Genomic DNA, 22958 nt, shown 5'->3' on the forward strand with positions numbered 1-22958 from the left:
AAGATGCGCTCTGTCACCAAAGACAATATCACCGATGTGTTCATGGGATACCTGTCCAAGGATACTGATCCGCGGATGCGTGAAATCATGGGGTCTCTGGTCAAGCACCTCCACGATTTCGCCCGTGAAACCAACCTGACGCATGACGAATGGCGTACTGGAATTGCATTTCTAGAGGGGTGCGCCGCTGTGGAAACCGCAGATAGGCATGAGTTTGTCTTGGCCTCGGACGTGTTGGGACTGTCATCGCTGGTGGATATGCTCCATTCAACTCCAGATGCCACAAGTTCGTCTGTTCTTGGGCCTTTTCACGTTTCTGGCGCACCGCCACTGCCATTCGGTGGTGATATGAAGCGTCACTACGGTGGGCCGGTTCTGCTGGCCGAGGGCGTTATCAGGGATGCCGAGGGTAATCCGATTAGCGGTGCAGAGCTCGACATCTGGCAAACGGCGCCAAATGGAATGTATGCAAGCCAGGATGAAGAACAGGACACCTTTTCTTTTCATGGCCTGATGACCACTGGTGAGGACGGTAAGTATGCATTCACGACCGTCAAGCCAGTCGAATACACCGTGCCTTCAGACGGGCCTGTCGGGGACATCCTGCGCGCCTGCGGTCGCCATCCTTGGCGACCGTCGCACCTGCACTATATCGTTAAGGCACCCGGGCATCGTTCCTTAGTTACCGAGATATTCCCCGACGACGATCCCTACCTGGATCAGGATACAGTGTTTGGTGTTCGGGATGACCTGGTAATGACTTATGTTGAAAGGCCGGCTTCAGAATTTCCCGAAGGCATGGAACTTTCTGGCAAGATTACTGAACCTTTCTTGCACGTAAAGTTCGATGTGAAGCTTGCCAGAGTTTGAATGCTATTGAGGGTGGTGCGGTGCTGAAACATACCTTAATTTTAGGTGCTACGCTTCTTTGTGGTAATGCCATCGCAGAAGAGCGACCGATCTTCGATGCGCATATTCATTACAGCCATGATGCCGTCAAACTGGTTCCTCCCGAACAAGTTGCCAAAATCCTTCGGGACGCAGGCGTGCGCAAAGCACTGGTTTCCAGCTCGGATGACAACGGTACCCAATTGCTGTTGGCCGCAGCGCCGGACATCGTTGTTCCGGCCCTTCGCCCCTACCGTCGCCGCGGTGAGATCAACACCTGGATGCACGATGAAACCGTAATCGGTTATCTGGAAGCAAATCTGGCGAAGAACGAATACAAAGCCATCGGCGAATTTCACGCTTATGGTGATGATATCAAAACGCCGGTCATCCAGCATATGATCGCACTGGCAAAAGAACGTAACCTAATTCTGCATCACCATGGCGATCGAGAGGCCGTTGACCTGATTTTTGAGATTTGGCCCGAAGCTCGGGTATTGTGGGCCCACTCTGGCTTTGACGACCCGTCTAGTGTGGTCGATGCACTAGACACCTATCCGAGACTTTGGGCCGATCTTGCGTTTCGCTCTGATATGGTCTCGCAGGGCCGTGTTGACCCAGATTGGAAGGCTGCGTTCGAAGCGCACCCGGATCGGTTTATGGTTGGTACGGATACATTCGCTCCAGAGCGTTGGTACTACGTAGGCCCTCATGCTGATTTTTCACGGGAGTGGTTGGATTTGCTTCCGGACCAGATCGCAGACAACATCGCATACGCAAACGCAGAACGTTTACTGGCATCAGAATGATCCGCTGGGTTGTCTGGTTTCTAGTATCATCTGGCGCGGCCGTCGCTTGTGAAACGGCAGGGCAACGCATGAGTTCGGAAACTCAAAACGCACCCAAGGTGCATGTGGCTGTCGACGAAATTCGATTGGCCCAACCGTTTTCTATTCTTCTGACAGTCTGTGATGATGTTGCCGTGAGTGAGGTGCGCGTCGATGCAATAATGCCTGCTCACCAACACGGGCTAAACTACGCCCCCAAAATCACCGCATTAGGCGATAGGGTGTTTCGTGCAGATAACATGCTGTTTCACATGCCGGGGCTGTGGGAACTGCGAGTTGACACCAATTTTGGCGGGCGATCGATATCCTACACTTCCGATGTCGTGCTAAAATGAAGGTGCTGGTGACAGCGGCGTTTGTAGTCCTAGCGGGGGCCGTTCATGCCGAAGTCCTGTTGTCTGATGACGAAATTCAGCAAACGCTGTCCTTCGGACCATGGCCAATTTCGTTTCAGTCGGATCCAAGCAACAGGGTTTCAAACGATACAAGAGCGATTGCGCTAGGAGCGGCCTTGTTCAACGATCCGGTGTTGTCAGTTGACGGCGCATTTACTTGTGCAAGTTGTCATGACCCTGAACAGGCATTTACCACGTCCGACGCGCGAGCATTTGGTCGCGTCCAGTTAGATCGAAACACACCATCCCTGCGGAACCTTGCCGGTCTCCGCTGGTACGGTTGGGGCGGCAAGAGTGACAGTCTTTGGGCAGCCAGCTTGCATCCGATCATCGAAGAACATGAGATGGCGCACAGTAAGGAAAGCCTAAAAACAGCCGTCTCTGAAAGTAGCTACATTGATGAATTTGAAGCCATATTTGGCGACATCCAGATTCAAGATCCAGAACTTGTGCTGGTGAACACTGCCAAAACGCTATCCGCTTACTTGGAAACGTTGGCTACCGGTCGGACACAATTTGACGATTTTCGCGATGCATTGGAGAACCAAGATTTAGCAGCGGCTGCGAACTACCCCGAAGCTGCCCAGCGAGGTTTTCAGCTGTTCATAGGGCGTGGAAACTGTGTGTTGTGCCACAATGGTCCGAGATTTTCCAACAATGAGTTCCATGACGCAGGCGTTCCATATTTTCTGAGCGAAACCGAGGTCGACGACGGGCGGTTCGGTGGATTGAACTTTTTGCTTTCAAACGCTTACACATTGGACGGCAACTGGAGCGACGATCCGGAAAAGCAAGGTGCATGGGTGGTTCGCAGTGTCCGCAGGAGCCACTCAGATTTTGGGACCTTTCGTACGCCAAGCCTGCGGGGCGTGGCCGAAACCGCGCCTTACATGCATGACGGCAGCCTGATCGACTTGGATGCGGTGATCAGGCACTACAGCGAAATTGATACGGAAAGATTGCACGCCGACGGTGAAGCCATACTGTCGGAGTTGAATTTGTCTGAGCAAGAGATTGCAGACCTAGCTGCATTTTTGGAGTCGCTGTCCAAGGCACCTTGATACAGCGCTTGTGTTAACCGCTTAGGAACGGGCTACCCGGGTTGCAGCCTTGGTGGCTGTTGCAGACCTCGGAATCTGCGATTTTTCTCCCGAAGATAATCTAACCCCGAGGCTTCGCCGATCATCATGAGCGCTTGAGCCACCTGGGTATTCGGTCTGGGTCAAAATTGAACGACGTAATTCGCTGATTTATTGAAAATTCAGTCGTAGATGGAGTCAATGATATGTGACGTTCCACATATCTTTTTAAGGCTACACAAAGTTCCACCACCAGCGACAGAACTTTTCCATTCCCCCACATCCTTCATCCATGCTGATTTCTTTGATCCTGACTTCCCTTTGCGAAAATCAAAGCTGATTCGCTGATAAGACGCCGAAGGTGCCTGTTCCTGCTGATCTGCCACGTGGCGAACGCGGATGACGGCAAGAGATTGCCAAACATCGAAGAACTCTCTGACATTGTTGCTGACTGGATTGATACTCCATGGCTTGCCAGAATGATAATACACACCAAGAACGCTTTTTTCGAACGACCAACGATATTGTCACGGTAACTGTATGGGCGTTGCTCAAGACTGGATCCGGAAGCAATTGGCATCGATGAATTCAACGTCTATCAGCAACAAGCGTCACCGATTTCCTGTTGAGAAAATTGCGCACGCGGTTTGGTTGACTTGAACTACGACTGGAAATTCAGAAACATATGTAAGCTGCTTTTTGTTGTCAGCTGAACTTTAACGGAAAAGAGATCCGAGATGTTTAAACGGAAGTAACATCACCCAGATTTCAAGGCCATATCCCTATCTCTTGCGAGGATTACGTGTAGATCGACCCAACCAGGTCTGGTGCGCTGACATCTCCTTTCTGCCGATGCGGCGTTGTTCTCTGTATCTCATAGCTATCATGGACTGATACACCCCAAGGTTCTGGGGTGGCGCATCTCCAACACGCTGGAAGCCGAATTCCGCGTTGAGGCGCTGAATGAAGCGACCCACAAGTTCGGCCCGCCCTCGATCATGAACACAGATCAGCGCAGCCAGTTCACGTCCTTTGTCTGGACCGACTGATTGCGTCGATCCAGTATGCGTAATTCGATGGATGGGAAAAGCCGCTTCTTTTTATTATATCTTCGTTGAACGGGTGCGGCGGTCCCTGAAATACGAAAGCAACTATCTGCAAGCCTAGGAAACCGGATCAGAGGCAAAGGCTGTTGTCAGAAAGTGGATCGAGTTCTACAATCGCAGGTGTCCGCATTCTGCCCTTGCCGGCAAGTCTCCTGCCGTGATCTATGGCAGCTAAATGAAACTACAAATCCCAGTCAGCGGGTCCAAAGAATAGCTCAATTCACGCCAGGACCGGTCCAACAATTGGGGAGTAGCTCAGTATGCTCTAACCCCTATTTGTGCAACAAAGCCACCGGCACGTGTGCCCAGCTTAGGCGTTTGAACATCATGAGCAGCACAGTAAGTCAGCTTTGGGCTCGGTGCACACATTCACGAAATCTCGCTCGCAACCTGATTTGCGGACAAAGTTATTTGGTGCATAAGCAACGCGGTGACTAGCTCTTCCGCCACATACTACACACCATTTTTGGCTGAACACTCCAGTCGGGCCGAATTCATAAGACAGTTTGGTGATTTTTTGCTAGTTTATCTTATTGTCACGGCACTCGACTTTACGTGGGGGCGTTGGTCTATTGAAAAAACTAATTTTGAAAGCAGCGGTCGTTCTGAGTACAATCTGTTCGCTTAGTCTGGATGGTGTTGCGGCGCAAACCGCAGAAGAAGTTGAGACGGGCAACCGACTAGCAGCGGTGTTACGAGCTGGACGAAGTGTGGTGTCAAACAGCCAGGACCTAATCAACAATCCGGATATCACCGACAAAGGGCTGTCCGGCGATGTGTTTTACGAGCAAGTTATTGAGGCCTACTTGGAGGCCAATGGCGAACCACCGCTGCATGATGGGTTGGACCCACTGGAGCAAAAGCTTACAGAAACGCAGCTGGACGCTATGGTCACGGTAATCGACGCAAACCAAGATATAATAAATGCCGAGGGAGTGGCATTCAAAGGATTTATTCCGGCAGTTTTTGCGCGGTTGGTAAATGAACAATTCGCTGATGAAATTGGCACGTCTGCCATGGTCAAGGTAACGGCGCCTTCGGAATTTGTCCGCAATCGCATGGCCCGTCCGGATACTTGGGAAAACTCGGTCATAGAGGAAAAGTTCAAGGACTCATCTTGGACCGAAGGGCAGCCATTTTTCGAAGAAACTAGCGTTTCAGGAACACCCGCTTTCCGTATGTTGATCCCAGAATACTATTCGGAGTCTTGTCTTTCATGCCACGGATCGCCGGCGGGTGAAACGGATGTGACCGGTTTCCCAAAGGAAGGTGGGCAACTTGGTGATCTGGCGGGTGCAATTAGCATAACCCTTTTTAGATGAAACAAGAATCTGGTGTGAGTAACAATTGGCGGTGGGTGTCCGAAAATACTATTCCGGTGCGCATAGGATCACTGTCGGCGCTACTGTTAGCTGCTTTGGTTGTGAGCACTATCGTGATGGTCTACGATCTGGCGCGTAACCAAGCCCGCATACAAGACGCAAACACTGAATTTCACCGGCTGGAAGTGGCAGGCCAGGCAGATCGTCAATTTGGAGAGATGAGGTACTGGCTGACGGATCTTTCTGTCAGCTTACTGACCCTTTCGGAGCGGCGCGCCAACGAAGCCAGTACAAAGCTCAATAGCAGCCTCGAACAGCTCGCCGCTTTTGCGCCTGAGTCCGCAGCCAGCGTACAAGAGCAGGCAAACTCCTATTACGAAACTTCTATGCTAGCAGCCGATGCTTACACAGATGGTAACAGGGTGCTGGGAAACACTTTACTTGCACAGGCCCGAGTGGCCAGTGATGCCGTCGACAAGACGCTGACGCAATTGGTCGATGACCTATCTGAAAGCGCCGACCAAACCAGAAATGAAGCAACGGTTGCCGCCAAGGCAGCGATGAACCGAGCGATCATTGCATGTGTTGTCATTGTGATATTGGGAGCGCTTCTTACGTGGCGTGCTCTGAGGTCAATCGTTGTGCCACTTCATGCAATCAACATTGCGATTTCAGGCCTAATCCGGGGAGAACGGGATGTCGCGCTGCCGCCCGAAGGCCCTGATGAGCTAGGTCGGATGTCCCAAGCGCTAAGAGCGCTTCGCGACAGCCAGGACAAACGGCGCGAACTAGAAGAAGAGGCGCGTGCGCAGCGCAATACGATTTTGACAGCAATTGAAACAATTCCAGACGGATTTGCGTTGTTCGACAACGAAGACGAGCTCATACTCTTCAATGACCGGTTCCGCAGCATTTTCGCACATGTGGACGACATTCTGGTTCCGGGCACCCGGTTCGAAGACATCTTGCGGCTGCAACTGGAACGAAAATCGGTGGATAGCGGCGATGTTCCTGACGAAGAGTGGATTAGCGGGCGGCTTGAACGACACCGCAGACCTGATGGGGATCGCCAAGAAGTCTTACTGGGTGGCGCATGGATTCAGGTGTCGAAACGCCAGACACCCGACGGGGGCACGGTCGCTGTTTACAGCGATATTTCTGATCTTAAGTCCAAACAGGAACAACTTGAAGAAGCCAACGCGCAGGCGATCGCCGCCAGTTCCGCAAAAAGCCAGTTCCTGGCTTCCATGAGCCACGAGTTGCGCACTCCTTTGAACGCGATCATCGGTTATAGCGAAATGCTGTCCGAAGATGCGCAGGACATGGGATTCGAGACTGCGACGGATGATCTGGAGAAGATCATGGCATCCGGGCGACATCTGCTCTCGCTCATCAACGACGTTCTTGACCTGTCCAAGATCGAAGCGGGCAAAATGGAAATGTACCCGGAACGCTTCGCGCTCCGACCCTTGTTGGACGAAGTCGCGTCGACGGTGGTTCCCTTGGTGAGCAAGAATAGAAATGAACTGGTTCTCTCTTGTCATCTCGCAGACACTGACGAGATCGAAACCGATAAAACCAAGCTCCGGCAGAACCTTTTCAACCTGTTGTCCAACGCGGCGAAGTTTACCGAAGGTGGTAAGATTGAGCTTCTCGTCTCTAAACTCCGGAAGAATGATACGGATTTCTTTCGATTTGCGGTGCGAGATGAAGGTATCGGAATGACGCCGCAGCAACGCGACAAGCTGTTCCAGGCGTTCGTGCAAGCTGATCAGTCTACTACGCGGAATTTCGGAGGTACCGGGCTCGGGCTCGCCATTGCGCAGGAATTTACGCGTATGATGGGCGGGCACATCACAGTCTATAGCAAAGAGGGTGTTGGATCGACCTTCTCTTTTGAAATTCCGGCGCGCTATGCTGCTGTGTCCACATTGGTTGACGATCACAGTGAAGCGTCACCGGACACTGCTTTGGGCCGCGTTCTGATCGTGGATGATGAAGAAGACGCTCGAAACGCGGTTGCACAAATCGTACGCGAGGAAGGGTATGATGTCTTGATGGCATCAAATGCGGAGGCGGGCATGGAAATGGCACGCGCGCAAAAGCCTGACGTCATTCTACTGGACGTTATTATGCCCGAACGCGACGGCTGGTCTATGTTGAAAGAACTCAAGGCAGACTCGAAGCTGTGCGAGACACCCGTCGTCTTGGCAACAATTGTCGCGGATCGCGACATGGGCCTTGCTTTTGGGGCGATCGAGCACCTGATCAAGCCGATTGATCCAGCTCGGCTGATCGCAACGCTAGATTCAATCGCCTCGGGTGGCGACAAAGACGTGCTGATCGTTGACGACGATATGTCAACGCGGAACCTGTTTCGCCGTATTTTGACGCGCAATGGTTGGACAGTGCGCGAGGCGGCAGACGGTCACGGCGCGCTCAGCCAGTTGAAATCCAAAAGGCCGACTCTGATGGTATTGGACATTATGATGCCTAATGTGGACGGTTTCGATGTTCTCAAAACGGTTCGCACAACTGATGGGCTTGCCGATTTGCCGGTTATCGTAGCCACGTCTAAGGACCTGACGCGGGACGAACTGGATTGGTTGAAAGCCCATTCAGATGAGGTCATCCGCAAAGGAGATACCGGTCGAGGTGATCTGATTGCGGCGCTGAAACGTCAGTTACAGGACTATTCATAAGTCGGGAAGTTTAAGGCGATGGCAAAGATACTTATTGTGGAAGACAACGATATGAACCTCGATATGCTGTCGCGTCGGCTGCAGAGAAAAGGATACGAAACCGCATCGGCCCGCGATGGTCAGGCTGGCGTCGAACAAGCCCTATCGGATAAACCAGATCTGATTTTAATGGACATGAGCCTGCCCGTAATCGACGGGTGGGAGGCGACCAGACAGATAAAAGCAAACCCAGACACAAAAACTATCCCAGTTGTCGCTTTGACTGCCCATGCGATGCAGAGTGATCGTGACAAAGCCATGGAGGCAGGTTGCGACGAATTCTATACCAAGCCGATCGAACTGCCTGGGTTGCTAGAAATTATTAAAAAACTGCTGGACGGGTAGCGCAGCATGGTTTCAAAGACCCGAAAAGACAAGTTGGCACTAGCAACCCGCATTTCCCAAAACCTCAATGGGCCGTCAGAAGCGATCGTAGGGTTTCATAACCTGCTGATCGAGGAGGTGCGCAAAACTGGGCCAGAAGCCGCGTTGGAGGACCTGCAAAAGATTGGCGCCGCCGCCAGCAACCTTGTTCAGATGATCGAATTGTTGGGGAGAAGTGCGCACCAAATCTCGGCCGACAAAGACGCTCAGGCAAAATTACGGCATGATTTACGCTCACCGATTAACGCGATCATTGGGTATTCGGAAATGGTGCTGGACGATTTCGAGGCAGATCTGAAGCCTTCCGCTCGCAGCGACATAAACGCGATCCTGAGCGAAGCGCGTAAGCTGGCGCTACAGATTGACAGCACAATCAGTGATGAAGATATTCGGAATAGCGCTGAGGAAAGTGACCGGGATCAGAAAATTGCAGCTAGTCTTGAACGCAGCTTAGCCACACCAGACGACGGTCGCGAAATCCTGACTGGTCACCTATTGGTGATTGATGACGAGGCGGCCAATCGGGAAATCCTGACCCGATTGCTGGAACGACGAGGACACAGTGTGCGGTCGGTCGGGTCGGCTAAGGAAACTTACGAGTCACTGAAGCGCGAAGAGTTTGACCTTGTTCTGTTGGACATTCTTATGCCAGAGGTGAATGGTATCGATGTCCTCGAAAGAATTAAAAAAGATCCGTCTTGGCGCGAAATACCCGTGGTCATGGTTTCAGGTCTGAACGAGACAAACGCTATCGCCAAATGCATCAGTGTCGGCGCTGAAGACTATTTGCCAAAACCTATCGACCCGGTGTTACTGCACGCGCGCGTGGATGCTTGCATGGAGCGCAGTCGCTGGCGCGCTAAGGAATTGGCGTTCACAAATGAGATCACATACGAACGTGACAGGGCAGACAAATTGCTGCACTCGATGCTGCCCGCGCCGGTTATCAAACGACTAAACGATGGCGAGACAAACATCGCTGATCGCTTCGTCGGCGCCACCATAATATTCGCGGATATCGTGGAATTTACACCACTGGTAGCCCGCATGGACGCCGGTGACTTGATCCTGGAATTGTCAAACTTGTTCACTGCATTTGATGACCTGGCCACCCTGCATGGTATCGAAAAGATCAAGACGATTGGAGACGCCTACATGGCGGCATCGGGTATCCCGTTGCATCGCGAGGACCACGCACACGCGGCAGTAAGCTTTGCACGTGACATCCTGAGAACGATGTCCGACAGCACAGTAAGTATCGCGGGTTTGCAAATCCGCATAGGTATCCATTCCGGACCAGTCATTGCTGGTCTGATTGGTCGAAAACGGTCAATTTATGATGTTTGGGGAGAAACCGTGAATCTCGCCAGTCGTCTCGAGGCCACGGGAAAATCAGGGCACATCCACATCTCTGCCGAAACCAAGGATGCGCTGGGTGACCATTTGCCCAACGCGGAAGCGCAAACTCATTTTGTTAAAGGGGTGGGAGAGATAACCTCCTACTTCGTAGCCTAAGGCTTGTGATGCGGTTTTGAGCCTTAATCAGTTTGGGCAATTGATAACATCGAATTGGAACTTGGCCATTCAACCCAATTTGCGTTGCTAAAAGTCGGTGATTGCGTTCCAGAAACCTAACTGCGGCCGCTTTGGGCTCAGTTCACGCTTGATGCGTTCTACCGTTCTTGGTCTCACCGGGCCTGCAGGTCACACCGTCTTTTCAGTTCATCGAAAACACATTGCTAAATCTGGCGCAATCTAACGTCACGCTGATCGGCCTGCGGACTCGGATCGTTTTCTGAGGGAGGCCTGTCCAATTTTTCTTGGCACGCTACGCTCAGGGTAGATTTTTTCGCCCCACAGGCGGAGGATTCTTGGGGTCAGCCGAGTGTCGAAACGTGAATTTTAGGTCATTTTGTATCGTTTTTTCATATTAAGACATTTAATTTCAATTTGTTACTACCGTCTACGGGAAACCCCCAATTTCTGAATGCAGGTCGATTCGTTAATGTTAAATCATTCAAAGAGTTACTGCGGACAATACCACTTTTCCCCGATGAGGGGCTGGCTACTTACCCCCTCGGCCGGCCCCTCAACCGCCTTCCCAAGTCCCCCTGCCAGCAAATTTCTCCCCTATCCCTGCAATGCCTCCTGGACGAGTGCGGGTAGTTTATGCGTGTCATCGTAGCTCAACTTGTGTGGGATCTCTTCCACCGGAGTTTTTCGGTAACCTTCCGAAAACAAAAGAAAGGGCACGTTTGCACGGCGCGCAGTTTCGGCATCCACTTCGCTGTCTCCGACATAGAGCCGGGGTCCAGCGTTGGCGACCGCGTTGAAGCTTGCCTCAAGGTGCACGGGGTCTGGTTTGCGAACGGTTAGTGTGTCGCCGCCAAACACTGTTTCGAAGTGATGTGCCAGATCCAGTGCGTCCAGAATATGACGTGCGGGTGCCTCAGGTTTGTTTGTGCATACGCCCAGAACGCAGCCCATTTCGCGCAGTTGTGTCAGTGCCTGCGGGACGCCTGGGTAAGGGATTGTTTTGTCGCTTGAGGCGGCAGAGTAATGGGCCAGTGTGAGTTTGGTCAATTCGCTATGCTGCTCGATCGGCAGGTCGTGATGGCGGATCATGCGTTCGACCAGTTTTGGCAGACCGTTGCCCACAAATTGCTTGATCGTGCTTTCCGGCAACGGGGCGATGCCGATATCCAGTAATGTCCGGTTGGCGGCCGCTGCAATATCCGGAAGGCTGTCGATCAGCGTTCCATCCAGGTCGAACATGATTGTTGCGGTCATCAGTTTCCCCGTCGGTTAATGCGCGTGAGCCAGACCTAACCTGCTTGTAATCCTTGCGCAATCACCCCACATCCGCGGTTTCTATCGAATAGGGTTGACATACCTGACTAAAATAATCAGATTAACGACAAGATCCCTTCAGCCAACCCAGTGCGGGTCAGCCATATTGTTGAAAGCGCGAACAAATTAAGGCCCTTCGCCCGAGAACCTACTGGAGTTGTCATGATGAATGTGCAGAACCCGAATCCCAGCCAGTCCTATGCGGTGTCCATGCTTCCGGCACATAAGGCCGAAGATCTGACCAAGGGTGGCAACCTGGCCCATATCGAACTGGGCGATCAACTATATACCTTGCGTATCACACGCGCAGGCAAGCTGATCCTGACAAAATGAGCAGGCATTCCTCGCGCGGTGGCGCTGCGGTTGGGCGTCTGTCCGACCTCAGCCCAATCGAAGCCGGTGCTGTGATGTATCTGCGATTGTGGAGCGAAAGTTCCGAGGGCCGTGCGGATGCTGCAAGCGATTTCGAGATTGCGCTTGGTCTGGATCAGGGGCGGGCTGCAATGATGACGCTGGATCGTTTGTGCGGGCTGTGTGCCCATCACGGCCGCCGCCCGTTGGTGCGGCACGGGCTTGGCTGTTCCTGCCTTGGTGCAGATGAAAACTGTTTCGCCCAGATGATTGCTGCCGCCTCGGAAGGTGCGCGTGAAGACGCGATGATGATGGCAACGCTGATCGTTCGACCAGACTTTGCCCCGGCACTGGCGTCACTGTCCGAAGAGATGGGTATGGTGCTGCGCCGGATGACTGCGTCAGTGCCCTTGCCAACAACCGGCCACAAAAACCCCTCGGCCGTGCTGCATTAAGCGGCAGGCGGCTTCAAAACCCCGACTCTGGCGAGCCGGGGTTTTGTTGTTTCAGCAGCACCCGCAGCCCGCGTGATGATGATCATGATCGCAAGTCGGGGCAGGTGCAAAGCCACCCACCTCGGACAAAACCTCGCGCAGCGCCCAAAGGATCATTTCGACGTCCTCCGCCTCGATAGTTAAAGGCGGGCGGATTTTCAGGATATTATCCTTGGGCCCTTCGCTGCCGATCAGGATACGGTGATCGCGCATCCGGTTCTTGACGTAACTGCAGATTTCGGTGCCTTCGGATCCGTCCGGATTGATCAGTTCCATGCCAAGAAACAAGCCCATGCCGCGCACGTCATCGACACAGGCGAAATCAGCCTCGATCTGACGGAGCCCATCCATCAGCTGCCCACCCATGACACGGGCGTTGTCTTGCAAGCCTTCGTCATCGACGATGTCCAGTACCTCTTTTCCGATCCGGCAGGACAGGGTGGAGCCGCCAAAAGTCGAAAAGAACTCGATGCCGTTGTTGAAACTGTCGGCGATGGCTTTGGTCGTGACCAGTACGCCCAGCGGATGGCCGTTTCCGATGGGTTTGCCCATGACAACGATATCCGGCAGCGCTCCCTGGTGCTCAAAGCCGAAATAGTGGTCACCAAGGCGACCCAGCCCGGTCTGCACCTCATCAGCAATACAAACCCCGCCGGCCGCACGGATTTTGTCGTAGACGGCTGGCAGATACCCTTTGGGTGGGATGATCTGGCCGCCAACCGAGGGGAAGGTCTCGGCGATGAAGCCAGCCAACCCTTGGCCTTTGTCCTGTAGCACGGCAATAGCCGGATCCACGAGATCGGCGAATTTCTGTGCCCGGTCAGGATCGTCGCGCTTGAATGAGCCCCGGTAGTCGTCTGCAACCTCGACCAGTTCGACCCAATCGGCCTGGCCAATCCCGCCCGGTTTGTTGAACTTGTAGGCAGAGATCGCCACCGCCGCATTCGTATTTCCGTGGTACCCGTGGTCAGGCGTTACGATGCCTTTGGCCCCGGTATGCGCGAGCGCCAGACGCAAGGCCAGCTCGTTGGCCTCGGTGCCCGAGTTGACGAAAAAGCACACCTTGAAATGATCCGGTAGCTTGGACAGGATTTTGTCAGCGAAGGCTGTCTGCGCCGGGTGCAGGTAGCGAGTGTTGGAATTCATCCGCTTAAGCTGATCTGCTGCGACCACTTGAATGCGCGGATGCGCGTGGCCCACATGGGGGACGTTGTTATAGGCGTCCAGATAAGGACGGCCCCATTCGTCGAACAGATGATGCTTCCAACCGCGGACCAGCATGACCGGATCATCATAGGTCAGGCTAAGGTTGCCACCGAAATGGTCATGCCGCGCTTGCAGGATCGCCTGCTTGTCGGTCGGGCGATAGAACACTTTGTCGTCCGGCAGGTTCAACAGCGCCGCCGGGTTCGGGCAAACGGCGTGCCACAACTCCATTTCATCAGGATCGCCGACACCGGGCCAGTCGTTCTGCATCCCGTCAGTTGTCAGGGCCAGTTGGAAATGCACATGCGTGGCCCAGCCGCCATTCTGTGTGGCGTCCCCCAGCCGTGCAAAGGCCGCACCCTGCGCGACCGGATCGCCCGGTTTCAGCCGACCACAGACCTCGGGGTCGAGATGACCGTAGAGCGTATAGAACGGATCACCCTCGGGTGTTTCATGGTGCAGGATCACTACGCCGCCATAATCCAGATGCGTATCGCGGTTTTCGACTGCCTCGACCCGGCCACTCATCGGTGCATGCAAAACAGTTCCGGCAGAGGCGAATACGTCTACGGCCAAATGCACCGTTCGCCTGTCAGAGGCCTTCCACGGTCCTTTGCGGAACGCCGGCTCGACATAGATCAGGCGCGGTTCGTTGTAGTAACCCAGCCAAAGGCCTTCTCCGAACTCCTCGCCGACGCGCGCGGCTTCGTCTAGCGGCATGTGAAACGGATTCTGGGGCCAGGTCGAGCTTTCAACCGACAGAGATCCCATTGGAATATCGCTCAGATCCTGTTCGAACATCTGCGCGAATTGACCGCGATGCTCGGCCAGATAAGCGTGGATGCGTTCAGCTCCGTCAGTCACGGGAAACCCGCAGGCGGCGCGCAGCCGGGCGGACATCAAGCCGCCATTCACCGTATCGTTCTCTAGGAAGCGCCACGCAGGGGCCTGACTGATGGTCACATAAGGATCGTCCGGATTGTCCGCGGCCATCAAGGTCGAGTTCACCACGGACACGGCCAGCCTCATCCGCAGCAGCGGCCAGATCAGATCGACCTCGTCAGCACGCAGGCGGTTGGCCGCGTGATAGCCACGCACCAACGCCGTCAATGCCCGCTCGGGTTTTGGGTGGTCCAGGACGATATACGCCCCGGCAATTGCCAGATCGCAGATACGCGGTGCGGCGCACATATCACCAAGATCAATCAAGCCAGAGACGGCTTGCCGCTGACCCAGTTCACCGTCGACCAATATGTTGTAGTCGTTGGCATCATTGTGGATCGCCTGTTTCGGCAGGCCCGCCAGAGGGCCCGAGATTGCATCGAATTCAACGCAAATCTCTGACAATATCGCCTGCCGTGCAGGGTCGGCAAAGGCCTCCAGCTTGTCCGAAATCCAGCCCGCTTGTGTCAGATCCCATTTGAAATCCGCGCGGTGCAGCCCGTCATGGGTAAACCGTTTCAGTGCCCGGTCGGTTGCCCCCAGAACGCGGCCCAGTTTCAGGATCAGTTCTTCGTATTTCGGCGCAGCCTTGGCATAGCATTGGCCGGGCAGGCATTCGAGCAACCAAACCAGTCGGGGCTGCCCATCCTGATCAAAGATTTCCGGCAGCAGCGTACCGTTGATATCCGGAAAAACACTGGGAAAGGGCAGTCCCGGTGCCTCGGCGGCAACGTGTTTCAGCGCCTTGATCTGCAGGTCAATGAACTCTGCCTCGCAACCCGCGCGCATGACTTTCAGTACGTAGTCCTGACCATTGGTGGCCCTGACCAGAAAGTTGAAGTCATATTCGCCGTCCAGCCGGTTCAGTTTGGCCTCAAGCCCCCAATGGATGCGCAGGGCGTGGGCCCAGAATTCGGTCAACTCGGTCATCAGTGCGACGGTCCTTTAATCCAGCGCGCGCAGGCGTTTGATCAGCGAGGATGTGTCCCAGCGTCCGCCGCCCAGTTTCTGAACGTCCTTGTAAAACTGATCGACCAGAGCGGTCACAGGCAGCGAAGCCCCTGTTTCATTGGCCGTATCCAGACAAATGCCAAGATCCTTACGCATCCAGTCCACCGCAAACCCATGTTCGAAATGGTCATCCAGCATCGTCTCATATCGGTTTGCCATCTGCCAACTGCCTGCCGCGCCCTGACTGATAACTTCAACAACTGCGCGGCCATCAAGGCCCGCCTTCTCGGCAAAGTGCAGCGCTTCGCTGAGGCCCTGCACCAGACCGGCAATAGCGATCTGGTTGCACATCTTGGTCATCTGGCCTGCACCGCTGTCGCCGATACGACGGCAAATTTTGGAATAGACCTGCATGACCGGTTCAGCCGCGTCATACGCCGCCTGATCCCCACCGCACATAATCGACAGAACCGCGTTTTCTGCCCCTGCCTGTCCGCCCGAGATCGGAGCGTCCACAAAAGCGATGCCTTGTGTTTGTCCAGCTTCGTATAACTCGCGTGTCACCATGGCGGAAACAGTGGTGTGATCAACAAAGGTCGCCCCATTGGACATGCCGCTGAAGGCGCCGTCTTCACCTGTACAAACCATCAGTAGGTCGTCGTCATTACCGACACAGGCCATGACGAAATCTGCACCCTGCGCGGCCTCTCGGGGCGTTGTCGCCATGGCGCCACCATGTTGGGCGACCCAAGCTTCGGCCTTAGTGGCGGTACGGTTGTAAACGGTCACCTCATGACCTGCGGCCTGCAAGTGACCGGCCATGGGATAGCCCATGACACCCAGACCCAGAAACGCGACTTTTGCCATTTGGAGATCCTCTCTGCTGTTCGGTACCCGTTTCTTTCACCGGGCCGGATTGTTTAGCAGTGACAAAGCAAAGCTGCGTCTAAAGGGCAACCCCGCGTCACGCTTTGCCGCCCAAATCCCGTAGGATCGGGCAATCGGGTCTGTCGTCCCCTGCGCAAGCGTCGATCAGATGGCTCAGAGTGTCCCGCATGGCGTTCAGGTCAGCGATCTTGGCTTCGATCTGAGCCATATGCGCGCGGGCCACCTTTTTGACATCGGCGCTGGCACGGGTTTCGTCCTCGTACAATGCCATCAGCGTCCGGCAATCCTCGATCGTGAATCCTAAGGCGCGGGCGCGGCCCAGAAAATTCAGTTTGTGCACGTCCTGACTGCGAAATCTGCGGTATCCGTTGTCATCGCGCAGGGGCTTTACCAGGCCGATATCTTCGTAATACCGGATCGTCTTGGCGGGTAGGCCTGTCTGGTTTGAAACATCGCCGATATTCATGAGGTCACCGTTTGCGTTGCATGGCCTTGCGGGGTGTCAGGCAGGCTGGCCCGGACGCGCCGCAAACGCAGTGCATTCGAGACCACGAAAACACTGGACAATGCCATGGCCCCAGCCGCGAGGGCGGGGGACAGCAGATGGCCGCCAAAGGGGTAAAGAACACCTGCGGCAACCGGAATGAGCAAGATGTTGTAGCCAAACGCCCAACCGAGGTTCTGCTTGATGTTGCGCATGGTTCTGCGGCTGATCTCGACCGCGTTTGCGACACCGCGCAGATCACCCGACATCAGCACCACATCCGCAGTTTCAATCGCTACGTCTGTGCCGGTTCCGATGGCGATGCCGATATCCGCCGAAGCCAGTGCCGGGGCATCGTTGATGCCATCCCCGACAAAGGCCAGTGCGCCGAACGTGTCGCGCAGCGCATTGATCGCAGCAAGCTTACCATCGGGCAGCACTTCGGCTGTGACATGATCAATGCCCAGCTTGTCCGCCAGAGCCTGCGCCGTCCGGGCGTTGTCGCCTGTCACCATCGCCAAAGTTAGCCCCATTTCGTGCAACCGCCCAAGCGCCTGCACAGTGCCGGGCTTGATCGGGTCCGCGACCGCAAGCATTGCAGCGGCGTGACCGTCGATGGCGACAAACAAAGGGGTTGCGCCTTCTTCGGCGCGCTGGTTGGCCTCGGCCATCAGGTCCCTGACGGTTATGTCGTTCTGTTCCATCAATCTGGCCGAACCGATCAGCAACTTATGCCCCTCGACCACAGCCCGAACTCCCAGCCCCGTGAGAGACTCAAATTCTGATACCTTGGGCAATTCAGATGGTCCGGCACGAGTGATGGCAGTGGCAACGGGATGCTCTGACCTTGCCTCGACGGCGGCGGCCAAACGCAGAACACTGTCGCGGTCAAAGCCGTTTGCAGTCGTAACACTCTCCAGTTCCGGCCGCCCCCGCGTCAGTGTCCCGGTCTTGTCCAGTGCGACCACCTTAGCTTGTTGCAACTGCTGCAACGCATCGCCTTTGCGGAACAGCACACCCAATTCTGCCGCGCGGCCAGTGCCGACCATGATTGAGGTTGGTGTCGCAAGGCCCATGGCGCAAGGGCAGGCGATAATCAGAACCGAGACGCCGGCGACCAGCGCCAATGGCAAAACCGGTTCTGGGCCAACGAACAACCAAACGGCAATCGTCAGCAGCGCAACAGCCATCACAACGGGCACAAATCGCGCAGTAATCCGGTCGACCAGCCCTTGGATCGGCAGCTTCGCCCCCTGAGCCTGTTCGACCATGTGGATCACCTGCGCCAACACCGTATCGGCACCAACGCGTGTTGCGCGTACCCGCAGCGCTCCGGTGCCATTCACCGTACCACCAACGACCTGATCCGATGGCGACTTGCCCACCGGCACCGGTTCGCCCGTGATCATGCTTTCATCCACATAAGAGGTGCCGTCCAGAACCTCGGCATCCACGGGAACTCGTTCGCCCGGGCGGATCTGCAGGGTATCGCCTACTGTTATGTCGGCGATGGGGCGATCAATGAAATTTCCGTCCTGTTCGACCCGCGCTGTTTTGGGCTGCAGCCCAACCAGCTTGCGGATCGCGGCCCCGGTCCTGCCTTTGGCGCGCGCTTCCATGACCCGGCCCAGCAGTATGAGAACCACGATGACCGAGGCGGCCTCGAAATACACATTGGCGCTACCCTGCGGCAGGATCTGCGGGGCGAAGGTTGCGGTGACGGAAAACAAATAGGCGGCCCCCGTTCCCAAAGCGACCAGCGCGTTCATATCCGGCGATCCGCGCATCAGTGACGGGATCCCCTTGGCATAGAACACGCGCCCCGGGCCAATCAGTATGACCGAGGTCAGTGCGAACTGGATGAGGTGGCTGGTTTGCGTGCCGATTGTGGCCTGGACCCAATGGTGGAAGGCCGGGATCATATGCCCGCCCATTTCCAGAATGAATACTGGCAGAGCCAATGCCGCTGCGAAGATCGTCGCGCGGGTCAGCGCATGCGCTTCGTCGGATTTCGTGTGGTCTGTTTGGTCAGCCGTCATGCTGTCTGCCACGCGCGCAGGGTATCCTGCTGCCTCAGACAAACTGGCCAGCTTTTGCGGGTCGGTGGCCCCGTCGATAAACGTGACCACAGCGGTTTCGGTCGCAAGATTGACTTGTGTGTCGACGACCGCAGGATCAGCGGTCAGCGCGTTCTCGATCTTTGCCACGCACGAGGCGCAGGTCATCCCGCCAATTTTCAGGGTCGTCTGCTTGCTGGCCGCCGGGTACCCGGCATTGCTCAGGGCGTCAGTCAGTGCGTTGATCGGCCCGGTATGTGTGACCTGCGCCGTTTCGGTCGTAAAGTTGACCGAGGCGTCGGTCACTTCTGGCACCGATTGCAATGCGGCTTCTACACGCCCCACGCAGGACGCGCAGGACATGCCCGAGATTTTAAGTTGTGTTGTTTGCGGCGTAGCCATGCGACTCGTCCCGATGTGTTATCTGCCCTCCAAATGGGGGTTCCAGTCACGGGAAGGTCAAGAGGTATCGCGGATTTTCTTTTTTTCAACCCGCGCGTTGGCGTCACCTGTTCGCAAACATTTCTAGCAAGAGAGAGTTGTAGTTATCCGGCGGCGGCGATCTGACGGCCTCGGGGGAGGCGAAGAACGCAAGCGACACGGCGGCTGTGTTCAGCGCAATGCCTAAAAGAATGAAACCGGCCATATTCAATGAAGATCGCGACATGGGCAAAGTCCTGATACGAGAGGTTCTTCAGGCGCTGTTGGGTCAGGACCGTTTTGCAAGCTCTTGCTTCAAGCTATCGTTTTCTGCCTGAAGTTGCGCCAATTGCTGCCCTAGCGAGTTCAGATGTGGGCGAAGCTCGGCCTCGGTAAAGCGGGGCGTGATGTGGCGCGGGCAGTTCCAGTCCAGCGCTTCGACCCGGATGATGACGGCGCGTTCAGCCAGGGCATCGGCACCGTCAGGATAAAGGCTGGTAGAGGCATCTTCGCCCTCGGTGAACGCGACCCGGCCAAGAATTTTCAGGCGCCGCCGATTGGCGTAATCCATCAGGATCATTGCAATCCGGTCATTACCATCCAGGTTTCCGCGCGAGATATACTGTTTGTTGCCCGAAAAGTCGGCATAACCGATTGTCTGCGGTCCCAGAACTTTGAGAAACCCGGTCGGTCCGCCACGGTATTGCACATATGGCCAACCCGTTTCGGACACGGTGGATTGATAGAACCCGTCCCGGGCTTCGATAAACGCCTTTTCAGGCTCGCCGATTTCGTGGCCTTGCTGCGGACCACTTTCGATGAATTTGGCATAGGTCTTGGCAGATCCCATCCGTTCCTGATGGGCTCGGACGGCAGGTGTGAAGGTCAGTTCGGAAAAGGCGCGAGGCATGAGATTTCCTTTCAAAGTCCCAGATCGGACAGGCCGGGGTGATCGTCGGGACGGGGGCCTTGCGGCCAGAAAAACAGACGTTCTGTTTCTGCAATCGGCAGGTCGTTCAGCGATGCGTGGCGTTCGGCCATTCGACCATCTTCGGCAAATCGCCAGTTTTCGTTGCCATAAGACCGGAACCACTGACCGCTGTCGTCACGCCATTCATATGCATAACGAACCGCTATGCGGTCACCGGAAAAGGCCCACAGCTCTTTGATCAACCGATAGTCCAGTTCCTTGTGCCACTTGCGTGTCAGAAAGGCATGGATGTCTGCATGGCCGCTAAGGAATTCTGCCCGATTTCTCCACTGGCTGTCTTCGGTATAGGCCGGGGTCACGACATCCGCATCACGGCTGTTCCAGGCGTTTTCCGCCATTTGCGCTTTTTGCGTTGCGGTTTCCTGAGTGAACGGGGGCAGAGGAGGACGGTTCATTTGTAGGTCTTTCAGGTCAGAGAAGCTGCCATCAAGGCGATGGTCAAAAGAAGGGGGATGTACTGGTGCGAGAGAGGTCTGGTGCGGGGTCTCATATGTTCGTTCCTGAGTTTACTGATCGGTACACTGTGCCCTGAATGTGTACAGATCGGTAACCTTTTTCAAGTGTTGAGTTGGTTTTTTTTGATCCCACATTTTCGTCTCCTAGGGGGAGCAAGTAAAAACAGCAGGTTAGGCTGTGTCTGTTGCAGCCATCGCTGTGGTGCATTATGTACCGATCAGTACATACAGGAGCTGTCAGATGCGCCCGAACAAACGTGACGAGCTGGTCCGCAAGGCTTTGCAGGTCTTCTATCGTAACGGATTTCACGCCACCGGCATGGACAAGTTGGTGGTCGAGACGGGCGTGTCGAAAACGTCCATGTACAAACATTTTCGTACCAAGGAAGAGCTGATCCTGGCGGCTTTGCAATTGCGGGATGAGAACTTTCGCAAATGGTTCCTGCAACGGGTAGATGAGCTAGCCGATACACCTGCCGAACGGCTGATCGCCAGTTTCGATGTGCTGGGCGAATGGTTCCTGGAGGACAGCTTTCGCGGATGCATGTTCATCAAAGCGGGCGCAGAGTATCAGGAACAAGATCACCCAATCCATGCGCAGGCAGCCGAACACAAGCATCTGATGCTCGAGTTTCTCACCGATTTGGCCCGTAAGGCGGGCGCACGTAATCCCGATGCATTGGGATGCCAGCTGCTGCTCTTGCAAGAGGGCGCAATCGTCACGGCCGTCCTGGTAAAAAGCTGCGATCCTGCGCGAGATGCAAAGGCAGCGGCACAGGTTCTGCTGGATAATGCTCTGGCTTGACCGGGTTTAAACCTGTGAACGTAAGGTCTTGTACGAAAAAGACGTTGCGTAGCAATCCGGTGGATGGGTTGGTTTGCGCGGTGCCCAACGCTACCCTTATCGAAATTCGATTTGGGAGAAGCCTACATGTCGCTATTCAAGCCAACCGCCAACTGGGTCACTGACGAACATCAGATGTTTGCCGAAATGGCAAACCGGTTCATGGACGACGAACTTGTACCCAATATCGAACGCTGGAACCAAAATGGCATGGTCGATCGCGAATTCTGGAGCAAGGCCGGGGATATGGGGCTGATGGCCGGCGCTATTGCCGAGGAATATGGTGGCGTTGGCGGCGGGATTGGGTTCGACGCGGTCACGATGTACGGGCAAGCCGCACGCGGTGACTCGGGTTGGGGTTTTGGAATTCAGTCGATTGTTGTCCATTACCTGAACGCCTATGGCAGCGAGGATCAAAAACACAAATGGCTGCCCCGTTTGGCATCCGGTGAAATGGTTGGCGCTTTGGCCATGACCGAGCCGGGAACAGGTTCGGACGTTCAGTCCGTTCGCACCACGGCGGACAAAGACGGAAATTCCTATCGCCTGAACGGATCCAAGATCTTTATCACCAACGGACAATCCGCCGATTTGATCCTGGTAGCCGCAAAGACGGACAAGACGCAGGGATCCAAGGGCGTATCGCTGATCGCCGTAGAAACCGAAGGCGCAGAAGGGTTTCGCCGCGGCCGTAACCTCAAGAAATTGGGGATGAAGGCCAACGATACGGCCGAGCTGTTTTTTGAAGACGTCAAGGTTCCCATGACCAACCTGATCGGACCCGAGGAAGGTCAGGGCTTCTATCAGATGATGAAGCAATTGCCGTGGGAACGCCTGACCATAGGTATCATGGCGTTGGGCGCGATCGACTTCGCAATTGCCGAGACAGTGCGTTATACGCAGGAACGCAAGGCTTTTGGCCAGCGCGTTATGGACTTTCAGAACACGCGTTTCAAACTGGCCGAGTGCAAAACCAAGGCCGAGGTTCTGCGCAGTTTCGTCAATGACTGCATCGCGCAGCTTGAGGCTGGTACATTGGATGCGGCGACGGCTTCTATGGTGAAATACTGGGGTTCAGAAGTGCAGAACGAGATCATGCACGAATGCCTTCAGTTGTTCGGTGGGTACGGGTTTATGATGGAATACCCGATTGCACGGCTTTATGCGGATGCGCGGGTGCAGATGATCTACGGCGGCACCAACGAGATCATGAAGGAACTGATCGCCCGTTCGCTGGACAAGTAACGCACCCAAAGAGCTCC

General features: G+C 55.0%; 20 protein-coding genes and 1 pseudogene. 13 read left to right on the top strand and 8 right to left on the bottom strand.

What is annotated here, in order from left to right; translation table 11 throughout:
• The first annotated feature begins 3 nt into the window (after window positions 1-3).
• The 4 genes from RUA4292_RS15210 to RUA4292_RS15225 are packed head-to-tail and all read left to right on the top strand — an operon-like array spanning window position 4 to window position 3192.
• Window positions 4-870, top strand: a complete 867-nt coding sequence (locus tag RUA4292_RS15210; protein ID WP_058278369.1) for a dioxygenase family protein — start codon at window positions 4-6, stop codon at window positions 868-870.
• On the top strand, window positions 867-1697 hold the full coding sequence (locus RUA4292_RS15215; protein WP_233493461.1) for an amidohydrolase family protein: 831 nt from the start codon (window positions 867-869) through the stop codon (window positions 1695-1697). Before RUA4292_RS15210 ends, RUA4292_RS15215 begins: the two co-directional genes overlap by 4 nt.
• On the top strand, window positions 1694-2071 hold the full coding sequence (locus RUA4292_RS15220) for a hypothetical protein (protein WP_058278370.1): 378 nt from the start codon (window positions 1694-1696) through the stop codon (window positions 2069-2071). Before RUA4292_RS15215 ends, RUA4292_RS15220 begins: the two co-directional genes overlap by 4 nt.
• A complete protein-coding gene (locus RUA4292_RS15225; protein WP_058278371.1) occupies window positions 2068-3192 on the top strand; it encodes a cytochrome-c peroxidase in 1125 nt (374 codons plus the stop codon). Before RUA4292_RS15220 ends, RUA4292_RS15225 begins: the two co-directional genes overlap by 4 nt.
• Window positions 3193-3392: 200 nt before the next feature.
• Here the strand turns inward: RUA4292_RS15225 and RUA4292_RS24525 are convergent, their stop codons facing one another.
• Entirely contained in the window at window positions 3393-3701 is a 309-nt protein-coding gene (locus RUA4292_RS24525; RefSeq protein ID WP_145974973.1) for a hypothetical protein, read from the bottom strand.
• A gap of 369 nt (window positions 3702-4070) precedes the next feature.
• Here RUA4292_RS24525 and RUA4292_RS24105 point away from each other — a divergent pair, with 369 nt between their 5' ends.
• The 5 genes from RUA4292_RS24105 (at window position 4071) to RUA4292_RS15250 (ending at window position 10278) form a co-directional block, all read left to right on the top strand.
• Entirely contained in the window at window positions 4071-4259 is a 189-nt protein-coding gene (locus RUA4292_RS24105; RefSeq protein WP_082637139.1) for a hypothetical protein, read from the top strand.
• Window positions 4260-4888: 629 nt separating this feature from the next.
• Window positions 4889-5638: a Tll0287-like domain-containing protein gene (locus RUA4292_RS15235; RefSeq protein ID WP_058278372.1), complete on the top strand. Its 750-nt coding sequence runs from the start codon at window positions 4889-4891 to the stop codon at window positions 5636-5638.
• Window positions 5635-8340 (top strand): hybrid sensor histidine kinase/response regulator, encoded by a 2706-nt coding sequence (locus tag RUA4292_RS15240; RefSeq protein ID WP_058278373.1) that lies wholly within the window; start codon window positions 5635-5637, stop codon window positions 8338-8340. The genes RUA4292_RS15235 and RUA4292_RS15240 overlap by 4 nt, the downstream gene beginning before the upstream one ends.
• Before the next feature lie 18 nt (window positions 8341-8358).
• Window positions 8359-8724, top strand: a complete 366-nt coding sequence (locus RUA4292_RS15245) for a response regulator (RefSeq protein ID WP_058278374.1) — start codon at window positions 8359-8361, stop codon at window positions 8722-8724.
• Window positions 8725-8757: 33 nt separating this feature from the next.
• On the top strand, window positions 8758-10278 hold the full coding sequence (locus tag RUA4292_RS15250) for an adenylate/guanylate cyclase domain-containing protein (protein WP_158507039.1): 1521 nt from the start codon (window positions 8758-8760) through the stop codon (window positions 10276-10278).
• Window positions 10279-10893: 615 nt separating this feature from the next.
• On the opposite strand, the gene gph is transcribed toward RUA4292_RS15250, so the two are convergent.
• Entirely contained in the window at window positions 10894-11553 is a 660-nt protein-coding gene (gph, locus tag RUA4292_RS15255) for a phosphoglycolate phosphatase (protein WP_058278376.1), read from the bottom strand.
• A 225-nt stretch (window positions 11554-11778) separates the two neighbouring features.
• Here gph and hemP point away from each other — a divergent pair, with 225 nt between their 5' ends.
• Both hemP and RUA4292_RS15260 read left to right on the top strand, forming a co-directional pair.
• Window positions 11779-11946, top strand: coding sequence for a hemin uptake protein HemP (gene hemP / locus RUA4292_RS24110; protein WP_082637147.1), 168 nt, complete (start codon window positions 11779-11781; stop codon window positions 11944-11946).
• Entirely contained in the window at window positions 11943-12419 is a 477-nt protein-coding gene (locus tag RUA4292_RS15260) for a hypothetical protein (RefSeq protein ID WP_058278377.1), read from the top strand. Before hemP ends, RUA4292_RS15260 begins: the two co-directional genes overlap by 4 nt.
• A gap of 51 nt (window positions 12420-12470) precedes the next feature.
• Here the strand turns inward: RUA4292_RS15260 and RUA4292_RS15265 are convergent, their stop codons facing one another.
• From RUA4292_RS15265 to RUA4292_RS15290, 6 genes and pseudogenes are all read right to left on the bottom strand, one after another.
• Window positions 12471-15536 (bottom strand): aminotransferase class III-fold pyridoxal phosphate-dependent enzyme, encoded by a 3066-nt coding sequence (locus RUA4292_RS15265; protein WP_058278378.1) that lies wholly within the window; start codon window positions 15534-15536, stop codon window positions 12471-12473.
• 15 nt (window positions 15537-15551) lie between these two features.
• A pseudogene (locus tag RUA4292_RS15270) lies at window positions 15552-16427 on the bottom strand (NAD(P)-dependent oxidoreductase); the annotation flags it as partial.
• A 94-nt stretch (window positions 16428-16521) separates the two neighbouring features.
• Window positions 16522-16911, bottom strand: a complete 390-nt coding sequence (gene cueR, locus RUA4292_RS15275) for a Cu(I)-responsive transcriptional regulator (protein ID WP_058278380.1) — start codon at window positions 16909-16911, stop codon at window positions 16522-16524.
• Window positions 16908-19388 carry a heavy metal translocating P-type ATPase gene (locus RUA4292_RS15280; protein ID WP_058278381.1) on the bottom strand — a complete coding sequence of 827 codons (2481 nt, stop codon included), beginning with the start codon at window positions 19386-19388 and terminating at the stop codon, window positions 16908-16910. The genes cueR and RUA4292_RS15280 overlap by 4 nt, the downstream gene beginning before the upstream one ends.
• 307 nt (window positions 19389-19695) lie before the next feature.
• The gene (locus tag RUA4292_RS15285; RefSeq protein WP_058278382.1) at window positions 19696-20316 is read right to left on the bottom strand and encodes a pyridoxamine 5'-phosphate oxidase family protein; all 621 of its coding nucleotides are present in this window, start codon (window positions 20314-20316) and stop codon (window positions 19696-19698) included.
• A gap of 11 nt (window positions 20317-20327) precedes the next feature.
• The gene (locus RUA4292_RS15290; RefSeq protein WP_058278383.1) at window positions 20328-20792 is read right to left on the bottom strand and encodes a nuclear transport factor 2 family protein; all 465 of its coding nucleotides are present in this window, start codon (window positions 20790-20792) and stop codon (window positions 20328-20330) included.
• Between the two features lie 301 nt (window positions 20793-21093).
• Between RUA4292_RS15290 and RUA4292_RS15295 the strand changes: the two genes are divergently transcribed.
• Together RUA4292_RS15295 and RUA4292_RS15300 are read left to right on the top strand one after the other, a co-directional pair.
• Complete coding sequence (locus tag RUA4292_RS15295) at window positions 21094-21657, top strand: TetR/AcrR family transcriptional regulator (RefSeq protein ID WP_058278384.1); 564 nt, start codon at window positions 21094-21096, stop codon at window positions 21655-21657.
• A gap of 126 nt (window positions 21658-21783) precedes the next feature.
• Window positions 21784-22941, top strand: a complete 1158-nt coding sequence (locus RUA4292_RS15300) for an acyl-CoA dehydrogenase family protein (protein ID WP_058278385.1) — start codon at window positions 21784-21786, stop codon at window positions 22939-22941.
• Window positions 22942-22958 lie beyond the last annotated feature (17 nt).

Source organism: Ruegeria atlantica (assembly GCF_001458195.1).
In the GTDB taxonomy this organism is placed as follows: Bacteria; Pseudomonadota; Alphaproteobacteria; order Rhodobacterales; family Rhodobacteraceae; genus Ruegeria; species Ruegeria atlantica.

Excerpts from the sequence above, each read along its gene's own strand:
- RUA4292_RS15260 (WP_058278377.1), top strand. The coding sequence starts at position 11,943 with ATGAGCAGGCATTCCTCGCGCGGTGGCGCTGCGGTTGGGCGTCTGTCC.
- RUA4292_RS15285 (WP_058278382.1), bottom strand. The coding sequence starts at position 20,316 with ATGCCTCGCGCCTTTTCCGAACTGACCTTCACACCTGCCGTCCGAGCC.
- RUA4292_RS15290 (WP_058278383.1), bottom strand. The coding sequence starts at position 20,792 with ATGAACCGTCCTCCTCTGCCCCCGTTCACTCAGGAAACCGCAACGCAA.
- RUA4292_RS15225 (WP_058278371.1), top strand. The coding sequence starts at position 2,068 with ATGAAGGTGCTGGTGACAGCGGCGTTTGTAGTCCTAGCGGGGGCCGTT.
- hemP (WP_082637147.1), top strand. The coding sequence starts at position 11,779 with ATGAATGTGCAGAACCCGAATCCCAGCCAGTCCTATGCGGTGTCCATG.
- cueR (WP_058278380.1), bottom strand. The coding sequence starts at position 16,911 with ATGAATATCGGCGATGTTTCAAACCAGACAGGCCTACCCGCCAAGACG.
- RUA4292_RS15240 (WP_058278373.1), top strand. The coding sequence starts at position 5,635 with ATGAAACAAGAATCTGGTGTGAGTAACAATTGGCGGTGGGTGTCCGAA.
- RUA4292_RS15280 (WP_058278381.1), bottom strand. The coding sequence starts at position 19,388 with ATGGCTACGCCGCAAACAACACAACTTAAAATCTCGGGCATGTCCTGC.
- RUA4292_RS15220 (WP_058278370.1), top strand. The coding sequence starts at position 1,694 with ATGATCCGCTGGGTTGTCTGGTTTCTAGTATCATCTGGCGCGGCCGTC.
- RUA4292_RS15295 (WP_058278384.1), top strand. The coding sequence starts at position 21,094 with ATGCGCCCGAACAAACGTGACGAGCTGGTCCGCAAGGCTTTGCAGGTC.
- RUA4292_RS15210 (WP_058278369.1), top strand. The coding sequence starts at position 4 with ATGCGCTCTGTCACCAAAGACAATATCACCGATGTGTTCATGGGATAC.
- gph (WP_058278376.1), bottom strand. The coding sequence starts at position 11,553 with ATGACCGCAACAATCATGTTCGACCTGGATGGAACGCTGATCGACAGC.
- RUA4292_RS15245 (WP_058278374.1), top strand. The coding sequence starts at position 8,359 with ATGGCAAAGATACTTATTGTGGAAGACAACGATATGAACCTCGATATG.
- RUA4292_RS15300 (WP_058278385.1), top strand. The coding sequence starts at position 21,784 with ATGTCGCTATTCAAGCCAACCGCCAACTGGGTCACTGACGAACATCAG.
- RUA4292_RS15265 (WP_058278378.1), bottom strand. The coding sequence starts at position 15,536 with ATGACCGAGTTGACCGAATTCTGGGCCCACGCCCTGCGCATCCATTGG.